Origin of the sequence: Psittacicella hinzii (assembly GCF_003585935.1) — a bacterium.
GTDB classification, from domain to species: Bacteria; Pseudomonadota; Gammaproteobacteria; order Enterobacterales; family Psittacicellaceae; genus Psittacicella; species Psittacicella hinzii.
In genome coordinates this window covers 1-26,974 of the sequence record NZ_NRJG01000023.1, presented here as the reverse complement: position 1 = coordinate 26,974, position 26,974 = coordinate 1, and the positions used below count along the sequence as shown (strand labels likewise).

Annotated in this window: 11 protein-coding genes; 2 read left to right on the top strand and 9 right to left on the bottom strand. The window is 37.0% G+C overall.

What is annotated here, in order from left to right:
* The first annotated feature begins 119 nt into the window (after positions 1-119).
* Positions 120-1,547: a pyrroline-5-carboxylate reductase gene (locus CKF58_RS01420; RefSeq protein ID WP_119530209.1), complete on the top strand. Its 1,428-nt coding sequence runs from the start codon at positions 120-122 to the stop codon at positions 1,545-1,547.
* A 385-nt stretch (positions 1,548-1,932) separates the two neighbouring features.
* On the opposite strand, the gene CKF58_RS01415 is transcribed toward CKF58_RS01420, so the two are convergent.
* The 6 genes from CKF58_RS01415 to CKF58_RS01390 form a co-directional block, all read right to left on the bottom strand.
* Complete coding sequence (locus CKF58_RS01415) at positions 1,933-3,714, bottom strand: ABC transporter ATP-binding protein/permease (protein WP_119530208.1); 1,782 nt, start codon at positions 3,712-3,714, stop codon at positions 1,933-1,935.
* 207 nt (positions 3,715-3,921) lie between these two features.
* Entirely contained in the window at positions 3,922-6,300 is a 2,379-nt protein-coding gene (locus CKF58_RS01410; protein ID WP_119530207.1) for a TonB-dependent siderophore receptor, read from the bottom strand.
* Between the two features lie 636 nt (positions 6,301-6,936).
* Positions 6,937-7,767: an energy-coupling factor transporter transmembrane component T family protein gene (locus CKF58_RS01405; protein WP_119530206.1), complete on the bottom strand. Its 831-nt coding sequence runs from the start codon at positions 7,765-7,767 to the stop codon at positions 6,937-6,939.
* On the bottom strand, positions 7,757-9,472 hold the full coding sequence (locus tag CKF58_RS01400) for an ABC transporter ATP-binding protein (RefSeq protein ID WP_119530205.1): 1,716 nt from the start codon (positions 9,470-9,472) through the stop codon (positions 7,757-7,759). The genes CKF58_RS01405 and CKF58_RS01400 overlap by 11 nt, the downstream gene beginning before the upstream one ends.
* A gap of 336 nt (positions 9,473-9,808) precedes the next feature.
* Entirely contained in the window at positions 9,809-10,372 is a 564-nt protein-coding gene (locus CKF58_RS01395; RefSeq protein ID WP_119530204.1) for an ECF-type riboflavin transporter substrate-binding protein, read from the bottom strand.
* 606 nt (positions 10,373-10,978) lie between these two features.
* Positions 10,979-11,839 carry an SAM hydrolase/SAM-dependent halogenase family protein gene (locus CKF58_RS01390; protein WP_119530203.1) on the bottom strand — a complete coding sequence of 287 codons (861 nt, stop codon included), beginning with the start codon at positions 11,837-11,839 and terminating at the stop codon, positions 10,979-10,981.
* 2,502 nt (positions 11,840-14,341) lie between these two features.
* Between CKF58_RS01390 and CKF58_RS01385 the strand changes: the two genes are divergently transcribed.
* Complete coding sequence (locus CKF58_RS01385; protein WP_222987648.1) at positions 14,342-21,475, top strand: filamentous hemagglutinin N-terminal domain-containing protein; 7,134 nt, start codon at positions 14,342-14,344, stop codon at positions 21,473-21,475.
* A 1,334-nt stretch (positions 21,476-22,809) separates the two neighbouring features.
* Here the strand turns inward: CKF58_RS01385 and asd are convergent.
* The 3 genes from asd to serB form a co-directional block, all read right to left on the bottom strand.
* Positions 22,810-23,949 (bottom strand): aspartate-semialdehyde dehydrogenase, encoded by a 1,140-nt coding sequence (gene asd / locus CKF58_RS01380; protein ID WP_119530201.1) that lies wholly within the window; start codon positions 23,947-23,949, stop codon positions 22,810-22,812.
* Positions 23,950-24,355: 406 nt separating this feature from the next.
* Positions 24,356-25,348: a thermonuclease family protein gene (locus CKF58_RS01375; RefSeq protein WP_119530200.1), complete on the bottom strand. Its 993-nt coding sequence runs from the start codon at positions 25,346-25,348 to the stop codon at positions 24,356-24,358.
* A 412-nt stretch (positions 25,349-25,760) separates the two neighbouring features.
* Positions 25,761-26,753 carry a phosphoserine phosphatase SerB gene (gene serB / locus CKF58_RS01370; protein ID WP_119530199.1) on the bottom strand — a complete coding sequence of 331 codons (993 nt, stop codon included), beginning with the start codon at positions 26,751-26,753 and terminating at the stop codon, positions 25,761-25,763.
* Positions 26,754-26,974: the final 221 nt, after the last annotated feature.

Below are 26,974 nucleotides of genomic sequence, written 5' to 3'. Positions count from 1 at the left end.
TTCTCAATCTTATAGTACTAATTTTGTTAGCGCTTGAATTTTAATAAAATGCCGGTATAAATAAGAGATATTACACCCTTAATAATCTCTTCATTGAATTTTTCATTATCTTTTGCCTTATGAAATTCTTTCGTAAAAGTTTATTAACTCTGAGTTTATTAGCTGCGGCACTACCAGCCTTTGCTGATATGCAAAAAGTTACAGCTATTTCTACACCTACAGGCGCCGGTCAAAAAGTAATCTATGCTATCTTAGAATATAGCCAAGAGATCGACGCAAGCAAACTTCGTCCTGCTACTTTTAAAGTGGAAGGCCGGAATGTTGAACAGGCTTTTGTTACTAATCAACCAAATGTTAATGGTAAAGTTACCAATGGTCGTTATGTAGTATTAGTACTTAATCCACACGATCCAGATGCTTCATTACTTGAAAAAAGCACTGAACGTGGAGCTTTACCAACGGTTAAAACCGATTTTAAATTAGAAGTTAGTCAAGTTCGTCCATTACAAACCTTAACTGAAAAACCAGCTAAGGTAACAAATTTAACTTCAAGTACTTTAATTAACCAAGTAGTAGATGATTTCCAACAGTTTACTTACACTGACGCTACTACTGGCACTAAAATTAAATACAATCTGTACGTACCTGCTAACTATGACCCACACAAGTCATATCCGTTAGTGATGTTCATTCACGATGCTGGTAATACTTCACCTAATGTTGAGACTACATTACTTCAAGGCAATGGAGCAACAGTTTGGGCAAGTCCTGAAGTCCAAGCGCAACAAGAAGCCTTTGTACTAGCACCGCAATTTGATCATGAGATTGTAAACGATAAGTCTGAAGATCCAGCAGATTTAGAACCTACGCTAAACCTAATTAAAACCTTAGCTAATCGTTACAATATTGACATGGGACGGATTTATGCAACCGGACAATCTGGTGGTGGCATGATGGAAATTGCCATGAACATTAAGTATCCGAACTTCTTTGCAGGTACTTACTTAGTCGCATGTCAATGGGATTCGAAACTTGTAGCACCTATGGCCAAAAACAATATGTTTGTTTTTGTTAGTCAAGATGATGCTAAAGCTTACCCAACACAAAACCAAATGCGTAAAGTGCTCGAAGAAAATGGTGCGGTTTATGGCTATCAAACCGTTAACGGTTTAGCGAAAACCGCCGAACTAGATCAAGCGGTAAAAGAGCTGCTGGCGCAAGGTGGCAATATCCACTACATGACTATAGAGTCTGGTACTTTACCAGCGCAAAAACTTTCTCAATCTCCAAGTCCAGGTGCAGCGCATATGGGCACTTGGGAAATTGCTTACAATATCCCAGCAATTCATAGTTGGTTATTTGCGCAACGCCAACCAACTGCCTATAACTTAACTTTAGACGATGTAAACCAAGTTTACATTGCTTACTTTACGCAAAAACCTGAAAGATTTGTTACTACCGAGAATACTTCTCTGACGCAAATTTCCCATATAGTCGCAAGTGCTAGTCCGAAAAAGCCAAATCAGCGTCTACCAAAATCTAATTAAAGTATTTGCAGATTCTCGTTTTTAGAAAAGCTAGTTTTTGTAAAAAGTCTCGCTATTTTTAAAAATCTGGTTATTGCACAAATCTCGTTATTGCACAAATCTCGTTATTGAAAAAATCTTGTTACAATTACTACGAAATCCCGCTCACATGAGCGGGATTTCGTAGTTTAGGCTTGAATGTTTTGTCTTTTAGCACTTTTGCTTTTAGCTGTTTTTACTATTGACTGTTTTTACCTTCGGTGTTTTGTTCTTGGCTGTTTGGCTCTTAGCTGTTTCATTTTTAGGATTTTGTCTTTGACCAGACTTATCTTTAATCTGATATGGATTTAATCTGATATCCAGACAACTCGATAACAATACAACCAGATAAGGATGCAAACACTTTTTATTCTGAGCTGCTTGCTGATTTAAACTCACCTAAATCTAGTTGTTGCTCAAATAATGGTAAGAGATGAGCTTGATGGGTAATCCCGATCACCATGGTATTTGGTAATTGTTCTCTTAGTATTACCATTAAAGCATAAGCAGCCTCATTATCCAATTGATTGGTAGCTTCATCTAAAAAGAGCATATCAGGTTCATAAGCTAAAACTCGTGCAAGAGCTAGTCGCTGTTGCTGTCCACCAGATAAAACTTGTGCCCAGTTTTGCTCTAAGGTTAAGTGCGGCTCAAATTCTTCCAGTCCAACTAAGTGTAGCAACTCGGTGCAGCGAGTTAGATCCAATAACTGGTTTTGGGGATAGGAAAGCAACTCTTGCAGCGTGCCATAACTAACGTATGGTTTTTGCGGTAAGAACATTGGGCGTTGCGCTTGCAGAGTAATCTCTCCTTGCACATATGTCCAAATGCTAGCTAAAGCTCGTAAGATTGTTGTTTTACCACTCCCACTTGCTCCAGCAAGTAAGACCCAGTTATTCCCTTGCACCGTAAAATTAACATCTTGTAAAATTAACTTGTGCTCAGGTGTTAAGAGATTTAGGTTTGCAACTTGGAGCATAGGTGCTACTTGAAGCATAGGTGAAGTTGCTGGAGTTGCAGTGGAAGTAGAAGAAGGTGTTATAGCAACTTCTAGATCTACGCTTGGAGATCCTAGATCTTGTTCTACATCTTGCTGATTAGCTTGCTTTAACTCTAATAAACGTTGATGAAAAGTCCCTAAACGTTGCACTACAGCTGCCCATTGCATAATTTGTTTATACGAATCTACGAGCCAGTTAAAACCATCTTGCACATTTCCAAAAGCACTTCTTGCTTGCATCATCCCACCAAAGGTAATACTTTGCGCAAAGTACATAGGTAAGGTAGCAAGAATGGGGATAAACAAATTGATGCGTAAATTTGTAGCCGAGAAAGCTTCTACTTTTAATTCTTCTTTAGCTAGAGTTAACCAGTTCGCACGAATTTGCGCAAATTTAGTTCGAAGTTTGGAAGCTTCGTGTTGCTCACCACGATAGAGGGCAATGGCTTCACTATTCTCTTGTAGACGTACGAGATCGGCACGATAATCAGCTTCGAGATGTTGGCGTTGTACATAAATTTGTTGCAATTGATGACCTACAAGATGCATAAGCAGAGTAGTCACTATCGCATAGATTAATGCTACCCACACTAAATAGCCAGGCATAGCCCAATGATGCTCTTGCCAATGCCACACAAAATTCGCACTCATGCCCCAGAGGATTCCTACGAACGAAATTAAACGCGCTAAGTTTAAAGTAAAACCTCTAATTAAGTCTAAGGTTTGTGAGCAAAAGAGATAGACATCTTCAGCTAAACGCTGATCTGGGTTATCAATATAATCTACTTGTTGACTAAAGCGCAGTTTATAGTGATTATGTTGTTCTAAATATGCTTGCTGTAGTTTGTAGGTTAAGTCTTGTCTCCACGCAAACATTAACCGTTTACGTAAATAACTACCACTAATCACAAATCCTACAATAATCAGCATATAACCTAAAAAGTGCCAAATCAGAGGAAGCATTTTACTTCCTTCCATGGCTGCTAAAGCATCGTAGAACTCTTTATGCCAATTAGCTATAGCTACGGATACCCGAACTATGACTAAAGATAGACTAATGATAATGATAAAAAGCAACCAGTAACGCCATGCTTGTTTGCGCCCCCAGAAATAGCGACTTAGTTGCAGAAAATAACGGCATATCGTCATAATATAAAACAATACCCTAAAACCAAGTAATTCTTGATTTTAGGGTTGAATAGTTGTCTTTATTGTACTTGATGCTTGAAGTACTTATTGAGTTTGGTTGTACTTGATTATGCTTGAAGTACTTGTTGTGTTTGATTGTAGTTGACTATGTTCTAAGTACTAGATGAGTTTGTAGTACTTACTTATAGCAACTAAGTAATTCTAACTCTAGAATTTATAATCTAAACCTAACTGTACAGTACGAGATTCACCATACCAGTTGTTCATGACGTATACACGCATGCGGTTATTAATCCAATATTTTTTATTGAATAGATTATCCACATTCATAGACACTAGAAGCTTAGGCGTTACTTGGTAACTTACATCAAAGTTCCAAAGGGTATAACCACCTTGCGTTATGTCTTGGTATAACGAACTTGTTGCTGATTGGTAGTTAAAGCCACCACCAACTTTCCATGGAGATTCAGCAAAGCTATAACTGGTGTAGAAACGTAGAATATGTTTTGGGGTAACTTTACTAAAGTTTAGACCAGCAGTATAAGTTGTACTTTCATCAACTAAGTAACGACTAGTGTTAAAAGTATAACCTGCAAATACTTGCCAGTTGTCTGTAATTGCTCCCGATACTTCTAGTTCAACCCCTTGGCTACGTACTTTACCTACTGGCACGGAGTAAATATTACCATTGGCATTACGTAAACCAGTAGACACTGCACGGTTACGATCTAAAATCTTAAACGCTGCAATACTTGCATTTACGCGAGCCGTATTGTACTTATAGCCAATCTCGTAATTAGTGCCACGTTTAGGACCGATTGGATTATCGTTAATGTCTTTACCACTTTGCACTTTAAAGTTACGTCCTACAGAGGTATATAAAGTGTGGTTCGGTAAAAACTCATAAGTTAAACCAACTAATGGCGTTAAGGCATGATAACCATAATTAGTGTATAGATCAGTATCAGAATCTGCTTGACCGTTCCACCAAATATAATCCGTACCACTAATTTGTTGGAAGTAAGAGTAATTCGTTCCAGCGAGTAATTTAACTTGTGGAGTTAGTTCTACATGTCCACCGACACTAAAGCTATGTGAACGTAAGCGGTTATAACCAGTACCCCAATCATCATAAGTAGTACTAAAGTCTGGACGTACTACACTATAACGATCAAAGGTATAAATATTGTAGGCACTAGTATCACGAACTCGTTTAAAACTCGTATCACTTACTTCATCGGTATAGATGTAGCTTGCATACACTTTAGCTTTATGACCGTAGAGATCAAGGTCTCCTTTTACCCCTGTATTTACATTCCAAGTTGTACCTAGAGTTTTATAGTAGAGTTTATTGTTTAAGGCTAAAGTACCATTAGCATTAACACCGCCTACTCCTGTACGCGTACTACTATTACCCAGAGCCGCAAAAGCTAACTCATTTTTCATGCGCGTGTAAGAAACTTTAGTCAACCATTGCCATTGATCATTAAAATCGTGCGTATGCTCAACAAAGAGTTTGAATTTTTTATTGCTTTGTTTATTCCAGGCTGCCCCTAAATAAGTATCACGTGGTAAATTAGTTTCTGTACCGTCAATATACTTATAAGGTAAGCCATACGGATTAGGAGTTGATCTTTGATATTGGAAAATCGCACCTAATACTAACTGATCATTTTCAAAGTCTTTACTTACCGTGGAATATAAAACTGCGCTTTTTCCTGCCTTGGCTGTAGTTTGATTTTTATCGTAAGTAATAGCTCCAATTAAACGCGCTTTCCAACTTGGATCAGCTAACGGACTATTCAAATCAAAAGTTAAACGTGTTGCACCATGGTTATTTACTTTAAACCCTACTTGCGCATGAGGACGAGCTAGAGGTTTTTTGTATACAGCATTAATTGTCCCTGATGGATCATTTGAAACTAAAGTCAGTGCAGTTGCACCTCGCACTACCTCAATATGATCATAAACGACAAAATCGGTAAAACTACTTGCAGAATAGTAGGGATTAGTTGCTGCTCCAGGAATGGTCGAACTCTGTCCATCTTCTTGAATTTGATCGATGTAAAAACCACGTGACAGATAACGATAGTTATTTGATTCTTTAACAACCGTAATACCAGTTACCGAGTTAAGAGCTTTCTCAACATTGTAAATCCCACGCGCTTGAATATAAGCATTGGTTAATGAACTAATCGATTGTGGGGTTTCTTTATAGAGTAAGTTTAACCCGGTAGTTGAACTAAAAGCCGAACTCATAAAAGCATAACGACCTTCAGTACGTGTTGAGCGGTTCATCCCCATTACAGTTAAGTCTGATAACTTACCTGTAGGAATCGCGTTACTATTTACGCTGGTAGTGCTAGTAGCAACTTCCGTACTACTATTGGCATTTACTACATTAGTAGTTGTATTGTTCGTAGCATCGATAATTGTGCTAGCCGTGCTAGTCGTAGTATTAGTTGAGGTTGTAGCACTAGCAGCATTAGTTGTGGAATCTGTATTTGCTAAGGCTAAATTCCCTGCAAACAGAGCTAAAGCTAGAGGTGCTAATTTACAAGTGGTTAAAAAGCGAAATCTATGCATAATTAGAGCGAATGAACAAATAGAGGTTGAGCTGTATACCGTAAAGCGTAAGCATGTCCCGTAAGAGTTAGAGACAGAGGTTTAGAGAGTAAAGTGCATTTAGTACTTAGTACGGAAGCATTTAGTACGGAAGCATTTAGTACGAAAGCATTTAGTACGAAAGCTCTTCGTAAGGAAGTGATTCGTAAAGAAACACTGCGTAAGAATGTATCTCGTAAGGAAATATTGCATAAGAAACCCTCTTAGAGCTTCTTAAGCAAATTCAGTACCTATATCTAGTCATCTCAAACCTTATCCATAAGCTGACAACCTTACTTATGAGCGCATACAGCATGTAAAATTGTGGAAATTATAATATATCCTCATACCTAAATGTTAATCACTCTTAATCTCAAGCTTAATTTTCTCTTAATTCCTACGAAACTCTCCTTTCTAATTCCCCTATTTCCTTAAGGGTTTAATGGTTATACCAAGAAAAGAACTTCGCAATAGTTGATAATCAACTTTTGCGAGGTTCTTCATGATTGTATTGCTTCTAAATTTTAGAATAATAGTTTATTCTCAAATGTCTTGCACTCGTTATTTTGAGTAGGGATAGGATCAATAGAGTCATTGATCACAATTATCATCTCTTGACTAAATAAACGGATTATAGAAGCGACCACCATCTACATAGTAAAGCGCAAACACAAAAGCCAGAATTAAACAAGCACCTAACATGGTTAAATAGTCTTTAGTGGTTAATTTTTGACGCATTAACCAAGTGCGACGTTTCTGTGCTCCAAAGCGACGTAACTCCATAGCATGATTAATCGATTCAATATTCGAAAACGAATTAAGAATCAATGGCATCACTTGAGCGATTACGGCTTTTAAGCGTTTAAAAAACGGTTGCTTGCGTGATAAATCTAAGCCACGAGCTTGTTGTGATTTATTAATGGCTTGGTATTGGCTTTGCACGTCAGGGATATAACGTAAGGTTAAAGCCACTGCATAAGAAATCTTATAGCTAATCCCTACTTGGTTAAGCGAAGAAGCGAACTGACTTGGATTAGTCGTCATTAAAAAGATAATGGCTAAAGGTACTGTAGCCACATATTTTAAGACTAAGTTAAAGAGGAAGAATGCTTCTTCATAAGTAAACTGAAACCACTTCCAACCTTTAAACATATAGTGGGTTGTACCATAAATATCAGTACCATGCATTGGGTCAAATAGATACACCGTAACTAAATTTAGTACCGAGAAGAAGATAATAAACTTCAGAACAAAGCTTATTTCACGGTAATAGATTTTGGAGATCTTTAATAAGAGTACCGAACTAAAAGCAATGAACAATAAAAGCCAAGTGTTGTAAGTAATCATTGCTGCGGTGGATACCACAAAGAAATATACTAACTTAGCAGTGGCATGAATGCGATGTATCGGGGAGTTCTTGGCGATGTACCCCATAACATTATTCGCCATGACGTAACCTCCGATCAAATGCAATAAATTTTTCAGCAAACGAAGTTGGATTGCCTAAGTTAAAACGAGTGGCTAAAGTAAAGAGACTCGTTTCTTTTAAAGCAGCTTGGGCAACTAATCCTAGATTAGTAAGCACCTTAGCCGGTGTAGTATCAGCAACTAACTGTCCGTTTACCATCACTAATGCCCGTTGGGTATATTCAAGCATGAGATGCATATCGTGCGTTACCATAATAATGGTTACTCCCATGGCATTGATTTGCTTGAGGAACTCCATGAGTTCAGTATAGTGTTTGTAGTCTTGTCCAGCTGTAGGTTCGTCCAGAATAATTACTTGTGGATCAAGCACTAAAATCGAGGCAATAGTAAGACGTTTTTTCTGCCCATACGATAATGCACTGATTGGCCAATTACGCATCGGGTAAAGACCACAGATGCGTAGCACTTGTTCTACTTTTTGGTTAATGGTTGCTTCATCAAGATTACGGAAACGTAAGCCTAAGGCTACTTCATCAAAAATCTTAACTTGAGTGAGCATTTGATTAGGGTTTTGTATTACATAGCCTACACAATCGGCTACTTGTTTAATGTCCCAAGTCGTCATGTCTTGCTCTTGCCAGCAGATTTTTCCGGCTAGCGGCTTCTCAAAACCACAAATCAACTTAGAGGTTGTTGATTTACCAGCTCCGTTTTTGCCAACTAGAGAAATCATTTCTCCTTGCCCTAAACTTAAATTTAGGTTACGAATAATCAGCGGTAAATCTTCACGATAAGCAAAGTTAATTTTCTCTAGACGTAGAATTGGTGCATAGCTTTTACGTTCTGCTATCGGAGGTTGAGCTGCAACCCATTGTTGTAAAGTGGCTGCCATATTTGCCCCGTCTAGTAACTCGAGATTATCAATATGCTCTACTTGCTCTAGATCGTAACCTGCATAACGTAAAGCACTTACCCATAGAGGTTCACGGATTCCTAGACTAGCAAGCAGGTTGCTTTTGAGAAGTTTCTCCGGAGTGGTATCAGCAACGATTTCGCCTGCATTAAACACAAGTACGCGATCGATTGGTGCAGCAAGCACATCTTCCAAACGGTGTTCAACAATTAGAATAGTTGCATTAGTTTGTTGATGAATTTGTTCAATTAACTTAGTCGATTCTTTACCTGAAGATGGATCTAAGTTAGCTAAAGGCTCATCGAATAAAAGAATCGGAGTTTCATCAACTAATACCCCAGCCATCGAAACGCGTTGCTTTTGTCCACCTGATAGATCATAAGGTGATGAGTGTAATAGATCATAAACTCCTACTGCTTTTGCCCATTTATCTACTTGTTGCGCCATAGCTTCATTTGGCATACAAGAGTTTTCAAGTGCAAAGGCAATATCTTCGGCTACAGTTAGACCTACAAACTGATGATCGGTATCTTGGAGAACTGTTCCTACTGAAGTACTTAGAGAGAAAAGACTCTCTTGAGCCGTATTCTTTCCATTTACCCAAAGTGCACCTGTGATTTGCCCAGGAAAAGCATGAGGGATTAAACCATTAATACAATTCCCAAACGTACTTTTACCCGAACCAGATTGTCCAAGAATTAGCACTTTTTCTCTAGGATAGATATCAACATTGATATTCTTTAGTGTAGGTTCAGCTTGAGCGTTATATTTAAAACTGAAATTTTTAAATGAAATAATTGGTTGCAAACTCATAAACGCAATGAGAAGTTTTTGTACTTTACCAGCTCTAGTGAGTAAAATACAACGTTTTAGCCAGGATACAGGATCCTGGCTATATACATACAAAGAAAATCTAAACTAAAACCAAGATAGAAGTTTTACTTACTAAGGTAAGGCTAATCTTTAAAGTTTTATGCTTAAAATTTGAAGTTGAAAGCTTGAACTAAGCTTAGCTGAAAAAGTAAAGTCTAAGGCTTCAAGTAGTATTTTTTCGTAATACTCCTTAAAGTTAAACCATTTTTACATACTCCTCAACATTAAAAACTTTAAATACACTGTTACCCTAAATCTATGTTCTCTAAGTTTTCTTTAATCTTTTTCTAAAGATAATGAGCCAGATTTAGTGCGCGTTTTAGCATAAGAAACTAAAAGTAAAGTACCTATAATCGCTACAGATAAAGCATTAGCTGAAGCTGATACTAAACCTTGTAAGTAAACTTTATTTATTGGTTCTTTATAAATAATAATGTCAAGTGAAGGAGCAACACCTGCCCAAAGGGCAATATTGGCAAGAACTTGGACACTATTAAAGGTAATAATTTGTTTCAGACCAAAAATACCGTTTTGTAACTTTTTAAAGTCAATGCTATATCCCATAGCATAACCTAGTAAGCCTGAACAAATAATCCATGACCACCAAGCTGTACCATATTGGGTAATGTCATTTAAAGCATGACCAATAAATGCCGCAAAAGCTCCTGCTACAGGTCCAAATACTCCAGCAAATAATGCCAGAAAACCAAAGGCTGTTTGAATTTTAGTATTTGGAATTGGCGAAGGTAGCGCAATAAAGCGCATTAAAATCATAATCAGAGCCGCCCCGATACCAATGGCTACAACAGTCATTACCGGGTTACGTTTTGTGGTTGCCATATTAGTTACTCCCTAAACTAAATTGATGACTTAGAAAATGCCTAAACTTGCTCATCTAACGATGAGTACGTGCTAGTAAAGTAAAAGTACTAGCAAAGATCAATCTATATACGCAACCACAAGTTAGCTACTATAAGGTATAGCTCTCTTTTCTCTAAAGAACTTACAGAAGATCGAGCCCTTATAGGGTTATATTTTATAAACTTGGATTTATTTGCTCTTATGTTGCCCTATAAGTATATCAGAACTAACTCTCCACAAGTATATTCTTCTATCTTTTTCTTAAATAATTTTTATTTACACGTCTATATTTAAAGAAAATTGATATATAGAAAGATTAAGTCATAATTGTTACATAGCTAGTGGGAGATTTAACTCTGAAGATCGGCTGAAAAATTGCTAGTCTTTATCTACAATTCATTTCTTATTCATTTCTTGTGAATAAGTATCACCACCTTAATAAAATTTAAGGTGTAAGCTCAAGAACTTACACCTAATAGATTATCGTGAAATCATCTAGCCAAAGAGATAGATACTACAATAAATCGTCGTACTGATCTAATTAATAAATCGCATGGATCTAATTAATAAATCATATAGACCCAATTAACGAGGTTCAGCTTTACGTAAATGTAATGACCATTCAACTCCTGTACCTATATGATATAGACGACTGAATGAATCTTGGTTTACCGCTACCCCTACGTTTAAGAGTGAGTTAATGTACACTAATGGTTCACCCACTTTTACGTCCGAGAACACTTTAGCAAACTTCATAATGTTCTGATAAACCTGTAGACCATTATGGAAAATCGACACTACTAAGTCATCTTGGTTGTTAATGTTCAGTTGACGTAGTAAACCTAAAGGAATATTCGTCCATAGACTACCAAAACGAATATCTAGAATATCAATAATCCCTTCAATGGTTTTCCCATCTTCCGCAATTTTTGCGTCAATGATAGGTAGTTTTACCATCGAATCTACAGCTACTAACTCACCAATATCCGCAAAATCTAACTCCCCACAAGCTAAACGTGCACCATTATAAGCATAGACATCACGTCCATGAAACGTATGGCTTTCTTCTGAATGAGCAAGACGGGAAGTAGTTTCATTAATTTGACGAATCTCATCGATGCCGATTACGTGGGCAATGTGACTTAAAGTCCCATTGTCTGGAGTAATAATAATTTGTCTTCCAGTAGTACGTACGGCAAGAGAACGACGCGTCGAACCTACACCTGGATCAACAACTGACACAAATACCGTACCTTGTGGCCAATAAGGAACTGTTTGTAATAGGCGATAACTAGCCGCCCATACATCATAAGGTGGAATTTCGTGCGTTAGATCTGCTACACGTAAAGTTGGATCAACTTGGGCAGCAACTCCGTACATTGCACTTACGGCTCCATCAGCTAGACCAAAATCAGTTTGTAATACTAAGACATGTTTTGTTGGCATAAAAACTCCAATGTGAATGGGGCTGCAAGTGCAAAAGCTAACTTGCGCTAAGAAATAAATAAGAAGTTAAAGTGTAATAAGAGGTTAAAAATTAATGCGCTTGGAGCTCATAGATATATCCTAACCTAAAGCTCAAGGCAATGGGAAGCTTGTTAAGAGCAAATTATTCCCACTTTAACTAAAACCTTAATAATTAAGATAATTATTTTTAAGATCAATAGATTGCACTAGTTAATTCTAAAGCAAGCAATCTTAGTTCTCCGAGCCTCTTACATATAGCAGGCTATACGCAAAAAGACTTTTTCTTATCCACCTAAGTCACAATTTTTTCTAAAACCCCAGCCTGAAGTTTTTCCTGTTTAGACGTCCAAGTCTCTAAAGCACTTCTTTACAGACAATTATTTAGCCTTAGTTTTTAGTAGGAAATAGCCTACAAAACTACAATTTCAGTAGTAATAAATCCCGTTAAATCAATAGTTAAAATTCTGATAATTAACTAAGGGTTTTATATTGAGATTGTTATCTACCAATAGGAAGCTATAGAGCTCTGTAAAGATATAATATTTAGGTATTTTATGCCAATTTTTATATAAAATCTGTATAATTAGAGCTAGAAATCGTCTGCTGATTAAAATCGCTTAATTTAACGATTTTTTATAGAAAAATCTATGAGAAAGCTTTTAATCTCTCATAGAAGAATTTCTAAAGTTAAGGTTCTAGCTAGATTAATGTTCGAGTTGGGTTAGTGATCTAGTCCAGTTAATGTTCTAGTTCACTTAATGCTCTAGATCAGTTAACTCTTAACGGAGTTAATAAACCTGCTAGGTTTATGTTTTAGCAGGTTTAAAGTTATGATTAACTTTTACTGACTATACTGCTAAACATTACCTATTTTTCTTGACCAAACAGCACCTTAGACTTTTCTAACTCTTTGTAAAGTAGCAAAAAAGCCATTGCACTTAAGCCCCAAAACCTAGCTTACGCAAATCTCTTCGTTCTTATCTCTCCTATTCTTAAGCTTTGCGTAAGGATAAAATTAAGCTACTTTACAGATATTTTTCAAACAACCTTTACCAAATTCAATCTTCATGGCATACAAGCTAGCTTGAAGAGTAATTTTTAATAGCCAGTTCAACTAGACTTGTGCTTTTTCGGAAGATTTTTGGTAAAAAGATAAAACTTTCTTCCTCTTTTCTTGTCTAACTGCATAGATAATCAGTTATCTATTCATGACAAAATCCCTTAACAGTGATCATGCCTTAACGCTATCACTGCCAGCAATGATTAACCATGTTGTCTATGCTGATATTTTCTTGAAAAAAGTTCATTTTTTATAAAACTTTTCAAGAAATATTTTGTCTAAGACTATAGCTAAATAAATTTAAGTTTTAACCTAGCTAGTTAAAAGTTAAATTTTCTTAATTATTAGTGAAAATTAGCTATTTTCGCTAATAAGGTGCAAGTAATAAGAGTTTATAGCTTAAGTTTATTAAACCAAGCCATAAAAACTTATGTAAGTTGGGACTAGCACCAAAGCAAACACTTTCTTTTTAATCTATGCTGCTAATGCAGACTCTAGACGTAGAGTAACTTTACACATAGACAGATAAAAAGACTATTCACATACTTCAGGAAATTCACTAGTTAAGTTCATAATACATCCGCGTATTAAACTTAACTACTAATGTTTAACCTTACCTCGCTGTAAGTTAAACTTTTTAGTTGCCTCGTAAAATACTTAACCTTAAACTCTTGTGATTTCACACTTACAACAACTGATTTCTATTCTCTTTAACACTAAAGAAGATAGATTATCCGTTATCTAGAGTTTTTCAGGTTGATAATGGTTATCTAGTTTTCTCTAGAGCTTTTGGTTAGTTATAGCTATTTAGAACTATCTAAACATATCTAACCTATCTAGATCTATCTAGACTTTTTATCCTTGGCTAGATTAGCAAGTATCTCCAGAGTACTTCATTACTTACGTAACTAACTCACCTCTCATTCCAAACAATCATTATTTCTGAAAGTATTGTCGGCTTTGCCTCATTCCCAGACTCTTGCCTGTTCTTACACTCTTATTCTTGTCCTCTATATTTTAATTTCTAATTTCTTTTGGCTGACTAAATAGCCCAACTGTTTAAGTTAGCATCTTTACATTCTCCACTTTATTTTGGTTATTTAGAACAACACCTAAATAGATTTATTTTCTGCAGTTCTTTACTTGGCTCGAAATTGCGATATAGAGATTCTCTAAATTAAGATTAAAGCAAGTTAAACGATCCCAGAAAATACAATCTCTTTCTATAGATCGTTCTTAGTTATGTACATAGCAGGTACTCATATTTAAGCACCATAAACCGGCACTGCTGCAAACGTCTGCCCAATTTGCGTTTGTGGTCTGCACCGTTTACGTATTGACCGTTTTTAAATATGAGTATCCGTTGATTATTGTGCGCCTTGCGCACTATGATGACTAAGATATTTTTTAGTTTTCTTCACATGAACAGAATATATCGTTTAAAACGCAATCATAGCGGATATCTTGTTGTAGTTTCTGAACTAGAAAATACAGCAAATAAAACAACTCAAGGTCATCTTGACATTAATGAGGCAAACGACAGCTCATCAGGCTTAATGGCACTGCCATTAAGTCTTGGATTAGGCATGTCGCAAAATGCCAACGCAAACGTAAATTCTCGTCGAGCAGTACACTACACTGGCTCGCGCGTAAGCATGTCTTTATTAGCTGCAACTCTTGCCATGATGGGTAGTTTTGGTGTAAGTGCAAATAGTTATGCTCTAACCGGCAATCCACAAGTAGTTGCAGGCCAAGCAACTATTAGCTCTCAAGGTTTAGTAACCAACATTAAAACCGTTACTGACAAAACTATCATTAATTGGGATAAGTTCAACATCAATAAAGATGAAATCTACAACTTTATCCAAAACAATCGCCAAAGCGCAGTTCTTAACCGTGTTTTAGGTGGTGAAGTTTCAAAAATCCTTGGGACGCTAAAATCTAATGGGCAAGTATTTATTATTAACCCAGCAGGTGTAGTTATTGGTAAAAATGCTACGATTGACGCTGCAAGTCTAGTGGTTTCAAGTTTAGATTTAAGCAACGAAGACTTCTTAGCCGGTAACTATAAGTTTGCTAATGCTAAAGAAGCGCAAGCGGCTAGCATTCTTAACCAAGGGGTATTAAGCGTTGGTGAAGACGGTAAATTAATGCTAATTGGTGGTAGCGTAATTAACCAAGGGGTATTAAAAGCCGAAAAAGGTAGTGTTTACCTTTTAGCAGGTAAATCTATTTCAATTGCTGATTTTAATAACCCAAGCATTATTTATACCATTAGCGCTGAGAACCAAGCCTTAAACTTAGGTGAGATCTTTGCTGGTAAAAATGCCACTTTATTAGCTAATAGAGTGTACAACCAAGGTTCAATTAAAGCCGTGCAAGTTGATAAAAATGGCGTAGTTGAGCTCGTAGGTGCTGAAGGTACTGGTAGCTATAACGTAGGTAATCATGCGATTACTAGCACCCAAGCTAATGTAAGTACTACAAACGTAAGTGCTAACACTACTAATAACAGCTTAGTAATCAACAACAGTAGCCTAAGCGGTCACCAAGTGGCCGTAAATGGTGATGAGATTGCTTTTTTAAGCAACTCAAGCGTGAGCGCACAAGCAAATAACCAAAGCGCAGGTAAAGTGTACGTTGGTGGTCTAACTACTTTACTTGGAGAACAAGAGTTAGCTAATAGTAAAAGTCAATATGCGCAAAGCCTTGTTGTAGAAAGCGGTGCGAACTTCCTTGCTGAATCTACACAAAGCGAACAAGGACAAATCCTTGCTTATGCTAATACCGCTTTATATGCTGGTACTTGGAGTATCACCAATGGCGCAGGGATTGTAGAGACTTCGGCGAAGAATATTGCCTTTGCTGATGACATGCTAGTGAATACAAGTAGTGGTAACTGGTACTTAGATCCAGTAGACATCTACTTAATTTCAAACTCTACGCTTACAAATTCCAAAATCCTAACGCAAAAGGCCTTTATCTATCAATTTGCGAATAGCAGTGATAGTGAAAATGATGTAGTAGCCTTATATAAAGGTTCAACTTACATCTTTGGCATTAATTACTCAGGTACTTCATACAACTCTATTACTTTAGAGAAAATTGTTTCTGCTTACCAAAGCTCAGGTACTTTAAGTACTACTTATAATGTTACTATTTCAGATAACCTGTTAAACAACTGGTTAAATACAACTAACATTGTTTTATATACACCTGAAGGTAACATTAGCGCGAGTAATATAAACCTTGAAACAACTAATGGTTACAGCCTAACCTTAGCGGCGAAACTAGGGAATATTAGTTTAGATAATTCAACTTTAAGTCTTGGTAGTAGTGAGTTTAAACTCTTAGCTGGGAATAATATTAGTATTACTAGTTCGACCATTACAGCTAATCAAACCTACCGTGCTCTAAGTTCATTACGTGTTGCCGACTCTACACTAACCGGTCAATTAGACGTAAATGTGAGTGATAGTGCTCTAGATAATTACTATAGCGCTATGGCTAATTATTCATTAGCGGGAGTAAATTACGTTAATGAAAAACTTGGCGCAGTAGATTCAACTACGGCTGAAACCGAAACCACCAGCACAAGCCAACAACCTGTTATTGTAAGCTCGGATACCATCGATCCAGATTCAAACAGTGATGAACGTGCACGTGGTACAGCTTTTGTTAAGCAAATTACAGCGAGTAAAGCTGTAAGCTTTGTTAACTCAACCATTGACGTAAGTGGTACTAATGCTAGTGTTGCAACTACGGGCAGTCTGCTACTGAAAAACGTAGAGTTCCGTGGTAATGCAACCTCTTTCCCTGATAGCACTGATAAAGACAATGCTACTTATGTAAGTCACTTAGGTAATAGTAATATCTATAGTGGAACCGCAATTAATAATGTTACTTTTGATGTAACTAATGGTACAATACAACAGGGTCGGGTTTTAGCTAATGGTACAGGTTTATTTATTAATACTAATACCGCTAGTGCTGATAATGCTGCTTACTTACTAACAGCGAATACGAGTTTTGTAACTGCAAATAATGGTTATATTCGTGTAACAGCCGAAGGTGGTACTAATAGTACAGCTTTACAATATGTAGCGGCAGCCGATTACTTACCTACAGGCATTGTAAGCGCGTCAAATCAAAAACTCAGCGCCGTAACTGATGATTTAAGCTTAAACGGTGGTAATATCTATTTCCGCACAAGCACTAACTCAAGCTTAGACGGTAATGCGTGGTTATTATTTGACTTAGCAGGTGCAACCTTAAATGTTACTAATGGTAATGCTTATTGGTTCTACTACTCAGGTTCAGAAAATGATACTGGTTTAAGTGGTTATTTAGAAAACCTTAACTTAAACAATGCCACTCTATTATTGCAAAACACTAATGCTAACTACTTAGCTGCAGGTGCAAAAAGTAAAGTGCCTGAAAGCAGTTTAGAAATTACGGGCAACATTAGTGCAACTAATGGTTCGAATTTAATTATTCAAAACCGCGGTAGTTTAAACTTTGACTATTATTCAAGGAGTGATGATAGTCAGGGTACATTTGAGTTTGACTCGTCTTCTCGCTTTAAAGCTTATGCAAGTAACATTGCAGTAGCTAACTATTACAGCGTATCATTTGCGAACAATACTATTTTTGGTAGTACTTATCCAAATAGTAGTCTAACTCTAACTTTCCGTAATATTACAAAAGCAGATTTTACTAATACGACTAATAACGAAGTTATTAATCGTAGTAGCGATATTAACTTAGGTATTGAGAACTCAACCATTATTGGTTTAAAAACGAACAATACCTTATACAGCAACACGGCTAATATCTATTTACGTGATGCTTTAATTATTGATTCGAATTTAAGCTTAAATTACAACTATGCTGCGGCTAATACTGATGAAGCAGCAGATTCATTAGTAATTTCGGCTAATAATAGTAACTTAGTTAATACTTCGCTAAATGTAAGCGGGACAAACATTAGCTTACAAGATCATGGTTTAGCTACCATTACCAATGCTAGCTTAACCCTAACTGATGGCTCAAGCTTAATTGTGCGTACTGGTAACTTAACTACTGATAACTTTACCGATGATGGTAAGGTAAACCTTAATTCGTTTGTTCTTGATAGTGTAACCCGTGGTAATCAATCAACGGTTGAGATTAATACGCAAGAGTTCACGCTAAACGAAAGTGCAGAGGCTGAATTCCACGTTACCTCAATGAATGTAACTGCGAATAACATTTCACTAAAAGGTAACCTTAAGTTAAATGCTACTCTAAGCAGCGATTACACTTATGAAAACCTAAGTTCTCCATCATCTGGAACGCTGATTGGGGAAGAGAAAACCCAAGGTATTTATTTCCGTAGTTGGAATACTGATGTTACTGGTAACAACCTAGTATTAACTGGTACTAGCGTTATCGACTTACACACAACTCAAAGTTTAAATTTCACTAACACGACTTTAAACTTTAGTGTCATCAGACTATTTTTAGGTGATTTCCGTCCTAGTAGTGGTGAAGGTAGTGGTTTAGCTAACTATAGTTCACACTATGTTAACTTTACCAACAACCTAATTAGTGATTTCCAAGGGATCGTTAAAGTACGTCGTGACGCTGACTTCTCAAACGTAATCCTGAATAACGCTGAGCAAAAAGGTTCATTGACCGGCTATAAATTTAACTTTAGTAATGGTAGCAATATTAGCAATCTAAGCTTCTTCAATGGTAATACTCTAACCGTAAAAGATTCATTGTTCCATGCGGGCATGATCACTGGGTCGAACCTTATCCTTGATAATAGTACAGCTAACGCTTCGAGCATGCTAGCCGTTGCTGATGCAAGCGCTACTAACAATAGTACGCTACAAGGTTATAACCTGCGAGTTAATAACTTTACTCTTAATGACTCATCTATTAACTTCAGTAATAATGGTAGTTTAATCGTACGCGATAAACTAGCCCTAACCAATGATGCGCAAATCACTGGTAGCCAAGAGCTTAATACAACCATTGATGCTGCGACCTTAACCTTAGATAGTTCATCAGTTGCAGTTACTAACATCAAAGCTCCAAACGTTAGTGTGGTTAGTGGTAGTGTGGTGGACGCTACAAATGTGCAAGCAACTACGCAGTACATTACCAGCGCTTCGATTAACCGTTTTGGTAATTTAACTGTTGGTACTTATATTGCTGATACTAATGGCACTACTACAGTTAAAGGCACAAGTGCTGAGATTGACACTTTAATCCTAAGTGACAATACTAAGTTCTACGCAGCCAACCAACAAACGCAAGTTAATGTAGGTACTTTAGAAGCTACAGCTAACTCTACAGCCGAAGTTTACAACTTAAACGTTACAGGTAACTTAACGGTAGATAACTCTAATTTACGCGTTAATAACTTTAACTTTACGGGTAATAGTTCGAGCTCACAAGCAACATTCAATAGTGCGGCATTAATCGCTAACTATGCTAATGTTGCGGTTGCTACGTTCAACTTTACCAATAGTCAGGCTACAGTTAACTATAACGCAACCATTAATGCGGCTTCTACCACCGATATTAACGGTAACTCAAATATTGGTGTAGGTAAAACTTTAAGCTTAACTACAGACACCTTAACCGTTGACTCGCAAGCAACTATTGCTGCCGATCGCATTGATTTACAAGTACGTCAAGTAAATACGCAAGTTACGAGTTTCTCATTTAACAACTTATCTTTAACTTGTGTTGATTCTTTAAGTGATTGTAATGCCTTAAGTGCTGATTTCCTTAAAGCGCACAGTCAGGACTCGAGTGTTGAAGGAGATAACCAAGAACAAACTGGCAATAGCACTGATTCAAGTGCAAGCGGTGGTGAAACAGGTAGTACCGAAACTCCAGTAACTGATACGCCAACTGAACAACCTACTACTGATACCCAAACTCCTACGCAAGACAATAAACAAGGTGAGAGCGCAGAAGATAGTAGTAAAGATTCAAGCCAAGTTACTACTCCAGATACAGGTTCAGATACTAGCGGCTCGAGCAGCGAAACTAAAGAACCTGTAACTACCCCTGAAACTGATAGTGACAAGCAAGGTTCTAATCAAAGTAATCAAACGACTCCAAGTTTAGATCCAGCTTCAGGCGAGATTACCATCGGTGAAGGGGATAGTAGCCAAGGCTCAACTGGTGGTAATAGCGGTTCAGGCAGCACAGGTACGGGCGGTAATACTGATAGTCAAGCTAGTCAAGGCAACCAAGGCAATCAAGGTACAACTGGTAGCACTGGCAGCAGCTCTACAACACCTAGCCAAGGTAATGTAGACAATACTGCAGAAGAATCAGAAAAAGCTATTCCTGCGCAAGCAGAAAGTACAGTAATTAACATTATTGCTGAGAACACTAAAACTAACTCTGATACGCAAGTACTTAGTGACGAAGCTATCAGTGCAAGTGGTAGTTCACCAGATCCTACTAGCTCAAGCAAAACCAGCTCAAACTCTAACAGCGACGACAAGCAAGGCACAAGCAGCGATGCCCAAGCTGACAACTCTAGTCAAAGTAGCCAAACCGGTAGCAGCGAGCAAGAGGGAGAACAAAGTAGCGATAGTAGCAGCTCAAGCGATGAAGAAGATAATAACAACGGCAATAAAGGTAAAAACAGCGGTAATAAAACTTCTGCCAACGCTAGTACTAAAGTCGATAGCCAAATTAGCCGTCGTGTAGCTTTAGTAAAAGAGCGTAAACTAACAGGTGAACTAAATGGTGAGAAATATGTAGCTGGAATCAAAGCTCCTACAGCTGGTTTAAGTGATACTCAAATGAACTTACCTGGTAGTCATCATATTAAAGATCAAAGTGGCAGCGGTAACCTGTTCCCTGAAGATCCAACACCATCGAAAGCAGCATTAAATGCAGCTAAGAATGCTGGTATTGCTTCGCAAGCTTTACCATATGGTAATTCTGATAGTGCATTTAAAGGCATTTCGAAAACCCAAATTAGTCAAGTGTTTGCAGCCGTTAATGCTAAAACCATCGACGCTAATGACAATCTGCTCAATCTCGTACGTCAAAGCCAAAACTTAACTAACTCAAGTCAGTTAAAATCTTCAGATCTTCTTGACTCACAAACTACAGGTCAAGGTTTGGATCCTGTAAGACCATACGGTCAAAGCGTACAAGATTATTCAGCCAACTTAAGTCTGGTACAAAACTTTAGCACTAAAACGCAAGTTTTACTTGAAGCTTCACCTGATTTTGGTTTAGATAGTCAAGCACGTCGTCGTAAAGGACAGGGCATCCAATTACAAAACCAAACACAAACTTGTTTACCAGCAACCACTCCAGGTGCTTTATCAGTTTGTTATGCTCCAGGTAGTGTAATTCCAGCTCCAGAGCCTATTAATTTAAGCATTAGCGCGCCAAGCAATAATCAAGCGCAAGTAACTGGTAGTAGTGCAAACAACAATAACAGCACGACTACCAACACTAATAGTACGAATAGTACCACAGCACTAACAGCAATAGCACTAATAGTTCAAGCAATAAAAAATAACTAATTCTTGCTAAGAGCTATGAGCTTGCTATGTTTAGCTGATAACTGCTGCTAGCTTATAACAAGCAAAGCGCAAATCAGCTCAAGCTTGTTAGCGCTGACTATATACATAAAATCTCCTCAGCACCAAGGTTGAATAAACCAAGTGCTGAGGAGATTTTTTTACTCAGACAAAAATCCCACAATAAGACTGCGGGATTAAAAAATTAATAAGTATTATTTATCACAGCTTAAGTAATTTTTACTATCAATCTAAATGATAATAATTATCATCTATACCTATAATGGATTCATCCTAACAAGTTAGTGTTATCTTTAACCAGCACTACATGTTAGCCTCCTAAAAGATAGTTAAAATATGTTGGAGAAAGCATGATAGAAGTTGCGAGCTATGATGCTTTCTTATTTACTTTTAGTTTATCTTTACTTTAGGCATTTTTTCTCTCACTCTATTTTAGCCTAAAGTCGAGGCTAATCCCCCTAAGTGCAAGGTGTATTTTTAACTCAACTTGTAAACAATGAGTAATCACTTTTATAGACTAAAGTTTGAGCTCAAGCAAAAATGATTATAGATAATAAAACAAAGTCCAAAGTCCGAGGTTTTCGCCGCACGGCGGCGAGAACTTTTTTATTTTGTTAGTGCCAAATCAAATCCAAGTCAAGACCATTAGCTAGCTAGTTATATACTTAATCCCAGATCGATTTAGAGATTTACTCTTAGATCTACTTCTAGACTTATGACGAGATTTATCCTTATAAGTCTTGTACATACTCTCTAACTTAAACCTATAATTAGCTCTACTTAACTTAGGGATTCCCGATAATTTGGCAGTAACAAACTAAAACCGTTTAAAGATTTTGTCCTATGACAGCATAGTCTCTTATAGCGACTTATTGCATCTCTTATAGAGACTTATCGCTTCTCTTATAGGGACTTAACGTGCATAGCACAAAGTTTAATTTTTACCTCTTCTTTTTACTTTAAATTTAACTCTAAAAACCTTAACCTATTTAAGACTAACGTAAACTCATACACTTGTTGGCAGTATGTACATGCGCACATACAACTTCTAAGCAAGTGTTACCTCTTACAGATCTTAATCACTATTACCTAACTAATCCTTTTTTAAACCCTTAAAATTTTAGCCGTGATGTTGTAAAACACCACGGCTTTTTACTTAAGTTTTGCAATTTAAGTTGACTTGATCACAGATCTAGGTCGTACAATTAAATCGCTTCTTAAAATATAGCAAGTGCAAGAAGTGGTAAAGTTTACTTCTTATACCTTTCTACACAAATTGCAATTTATAATTACGCTATACTACTAAGCTGTAACTACTAGTAGTCTAGAGGTGCATTACATAATAAACGTAACATTCTACGTAAAGGCTCTGCCGCCCCCCATAGTAATTGGTCACCAACAGTGAAGATACTTACGTAAGTATCACCTAATGATAGTTTACGCACACGACCAACTGCAATGTTTAATGTACCTGATACTGCGGTTGGGGTTAAACGTTGTAAAGTTGCTTCTTTTTCATTAGGTACTAAGTAAGCCCATTTATTATGAGTTGCGATTAACTCTTCAATTTGTGCTATTGACAGATTTTCTTTTAATTTTAGGGTAATGCTTTGGCTATGGCTGCGTAATACCCCTACACGTACGCATGTCGAATCTACTTTAATGCTGTGATCTGTTAAACCTAATAATTTATTAGTTTCTGCATGACCTTTCCATTCTTCTTTGGTAAAACCATGATCATGGGCTGCATCAATCCATGGGATTAAGCTTGCTGCTAATGGCGCACCAAAGTATGGAGATGGTAGATTATTTGCTAATAAATCTTGCACACTTGCAGCTACATCTAGCATGGTTTTAGATTTATCAGCTAGTTCAGGAGCTACGTGATTGTATACTGCACCAAATTGCTCTACTAGTTCACGCATATTTGCTGCACCAGCACCAGAAGCTGCTTGGTATGAACTTACAATCGCACTCTCTACTAAACCTTTAGTAAATAAACCTCCTAAACCGATTAGCATTAAAGATACTGTACAGTTTGCACCGGCAAAGTCTTTTTGCCCAGCAGCGATTGCTGCTTTTAATTGGTCTTTGTTGATTGGGTCAAGAATTAAACTTACGTTCTCTTTCATACGAAGAGCTGAAGCAGCATCTACCCAGTAACCTTGCCAACCAGCAGCACGTAGTTGTGGATGCATTGCATTAGTATAGTCACCCCCCTGACAAGTAATAATTACGTCATAAGCGCTTAACTCGGCAACGCTATTAGCATCACCAATTAAACCTAAATCATACTTGCCAACTTTAGGAGCTGGAGTACCGTGCGTTGAAGTTGAGAAAAAGGTTGCATCAATTAGTGCAAAATCGTCTTCTTCTAACATACGGTTAACTAATACTGAACCTACCATGCCACGGTAGCCCACAATAGCTACTTTAGGTTTATGCGTAAATGTCATGATTTTATCAATCCTTGAATAAAAATTTAGCCCACAGGATCTACGACCTTAATGCCGTAAACTCTCAGTTATAAAAATAATAATTATCAAAATTCTGGAATTAAGTCATAGTTAACACCTAAAAACTCTTAGCTTTAGAACTATTTAGTACTATTGAGAACTATTCAGAACTATCTAGAACATTTAAAACTAAAAGGTTAAATTTTTTCAATTTAGGTATAAGTAACATTAACTTAACTATCTTAGTTTAGCAATTATTTAGGGATTTAGCTGAAGTTTTTTCTATTTGCTTAAGCAAAGATTGGCTAAAAAGATCGGCTAAACAGAAAGCGTCTCAGTTGATAAAACTGAGACGCTAATGATCTTTGGATAAAATTTTAAATAGACGAGTTTTTAGATGTAAGAATTAATCAACTAAGTGCCATTGTCCTAGCGATTGTGATTTAGCTTGCGCTTGCGCTTCAATAAATGATTTATACGCTGAACTATTATCAGCAACATTGGTATTTACTTGTGCAGCACCAACTTGCAGCATGCGGTAGTTAAGGTTTAAGCCTTCCCAATACACTACAGCTTGCACACTTGGTTCATTGTAGGTTGATAAAGCTTGGACTACTACTCGTTTATTTAAAATAGAGTTAGCTACTAAAGCCGAAGCATTATATGCATAGCTACTAGCTACGGCATTAATGCCATAAAGTTTAACGATTCTGGTTGCATCTAAGTGAGCGAAGTAGCATGAGAAAGTATCTCCACTAAATACTTCGGTCACTAAGCAACTTGGTAATTGGTTTTGCGCCACAAAGCTATTAAAGCTTTCTGCAGCTTGGGTACTTTGATTAAGACTATCGTCGGCTAGAGTGGTTGCGGTTGTTGCATCTACACTTAGGGCACTAGTTAAAGTTGTTGCTGTGCCTGTGCTTGCATGTTGATACATACCTACGACTGGATTAGATGAACCACCAACAGAGTTAGCCGTCATAAAACTTACAACAATTCCCGCAGTTGTAAAAATACTGCTATTGTTGTAAAGAACAAAATTATTAAAACCAGAACTACGTGCAAATGCTGGATTACTTGCATAAACCGAAGTTTTACCAAAGTTCGAACTACGTCCATTGCCATCACGTGCGGCTGGGTTATTACGACCTTGGTTACCACGAAGAACAGGATTTGAATTGTATCCTGGACCTACACGTCCTGGAGCTTTACTTGGATCATGTCCAAGATTAGCTCTTGGATTGCCTCCAGGTCCGCCACGATCACCAAATGCACTATAATCATTAGTTGCACTCATAGGCGCAGCTGCAGCAAAATTACTTGTACTTAGAGCTGAGACAAAGCATAAGCCTGTGGCAGCCGCTAGTAAGTAGCGTTTAAATTTTACCGAAAGATTCATAACACATCTAAAAACTCGGGATTCAATTCCTGCTAAAAAATTAAATCCTAAACTAAAAACTTTTATTCGTAATTTGCTTAATGCTTAGTTCAAACACTTAAGCGGCAGAAGAGTAAAGCAAAGTCATCTTTATGGTCTAGCAAACTAGCCTTGCTAATATCCTTTGCTCTATTTCTTATATTATTTATAAGGGCGAATTAATAAATTACTAGCGTATAGAAAAAGAATTTTTACTTTTTTGTCTTGAGTTTCCCGAAACAAGGGAAATTTAGCGCAAAAACGACCGTAAAATATTTTTCCTCTTTGTAAGTTAGACGCGTAATATTTTATATTGCCATTGTATAAATGAGTATAAATTAAATATTTACCAATCTTAATCTAAAATTAATAAAGGTAACTATTCTCTTAATTTTTAGTTACTCATTTCTAGTAACTGACGTTTAAGCTCTAATGCAGCTGCCACCGCTCGTAAATCGGTGTGCTGTACAATAAAGTCCGCATGTGCTCGTACTTTCTCTTTTGCATAATAAGCAACTGCCCAATCAGCTTTATCCAGCATTGGAATATCATTCGCACCATCACCAATAGCAATTGTCACTAACTCTTGCTCGGCGTAGCTTGCTAAGCATTGCTCTTTATAGGCTGCATCTACGATTGTGCCAGTTACCTTACCAGTTAATACCCCTTTTTTCTCTTCTAAGTGGTTTGCATGGTAGGCTGTAAAATTTAAAGCTTGAGCCACCGTTTGCGCAAAAGGCACAAAGCCTCCACTTACAAGTACGCTTGTCCATTTTTGCTCATGCAGATAAGTTAATAACTCACTCGCCCCTGGCATAACTGGCAGCTCGGCAATTAGTTCTGCAAACTTATCTACTTGCACACCTTTTAATAAGGATACACGTTCTTGTAAAGCCGCTACAAAATCAAGTTTACCTTGCATTGCCTGTTCGGTAATCGCAGCCACTTGTTCTTCTAGCCCACATAAAGCAGCAATCTTATCAATGCATTCGCATTGCACTATTGTCGAATCCATATCCGAAACAAAAGCTCCAGCTTTACGGATATCTGGTACATGAGTCAGTTCTACAGCATCAGCTCCTAATGAACTTAAGAAGCTAATAAACTCTTGAGGTTGTGAAGTAGAAAAGAGTACTACCACTAACTTAAATTGATCTCTTACAAAGTGTACTTGTGCATCATAAGATTTTAACTTATGTTGTAACACGCTTACGGGAAAATCTTGCATGATCCCTACTACCAAATATCTCTCCAATGTATTATTTGGCTCTAACATTTGAGCATATTCACGAGATGACAATTTATAGCTAGGGAAAGCTGCTAAAGAAGCAGCTGTTTTACGACTATTTATTACTAAAGAATTATCAATAGAAAAAAACTTTACCATAGTAAAATCTTGCACCTATATAAGAGATTAAAATATAGTTTGTTCAAGATCATGGGTATTAAATCTAATCTGAAAACAAAGGAATACCAGCTTTATTATTATATCATTTCCGAGCAATAGACTTCTATGCATTTATAACTTGATGAAAAAATAAATAAATAATTAATTTTTTCAGACAAACAACCCAACCTTTTTACCTAGAGTATGTATATACTATAAGG

Coding starts and splice junctions, on each gene's coding strand:
- CKF58_RS01390 (WP_119530203.1), bottom strand. CDS start 11,839: ATGCCAACAAAACATGTCTTAGTATTACAAACTGATTTTGGTCTAGCT.
- serB (WP_119530199.1), bottom strand. CDS start 26,753: ATGGTAAAGTTTTTTTCTATTGATAATTCTTTAGTAATAAATAGTCGT.
- asd (WP_119530201.1), bottom strand. CDS start 23,949: ATGACATTTACGCATAAACCTAAAGTAGCTATTGTGGGCTACCGTGGC.
- CKF58_RS01420 (WP_119530209.1), top strand. CDS start 120: ATGAAATTCTTTCGTAAAAGTTTATTAACTCTGAGTTTATTAGCTGCG.
- CKF58_RS01400 (WP_119530205.1), bottom strand. CDS start 9,472: ATGAGTTTGCAACCAATTATTTCATTTAAAAATTTCAGTTTTAAATAT.
- CKF58_RS01415 (WP_119530208.1), bottom strand. CDS start 3,714: ATGACGATATGCCGTTATTTTCTGCAACTAAGTCGCTATTTCTGGGGG.
- CKF58_RS01405 (WP_119530206.1), bottom strand. CDS start 7,767: ATGGCGAATAATGTTATGGGGTACATCGCCAAGAACTCCCCGATACAT.
- CKF58_RS01395 (WP_119530204.1), bottom strand. CDS start 10,372: ATGGCAACCACAAAACGTAACCCGGTAATGACTGTTGTAGCCATTGGT.
- CKF58_RS01410 (WP_119530207.1), bottom strand. CDS start 6,300: ATGCATAGATTTCGCTTTTTAACCACTTGTAAATTAGCACCTCTAGCT.
- CKF58_RS01385 (WP_222987648.1), top strand. CDS start 14,342: ATGAACAGAATATATCGTTTAAAACGCAATCATAGCGGATATCTTGTT.
- CKF58_RS01375 (WP_119530200.1), bottom strand. CDS start 25,348: ATGAATCTTTCGGTAAAATTTAAACGCTACTTACTAGCGGCTGCCACA.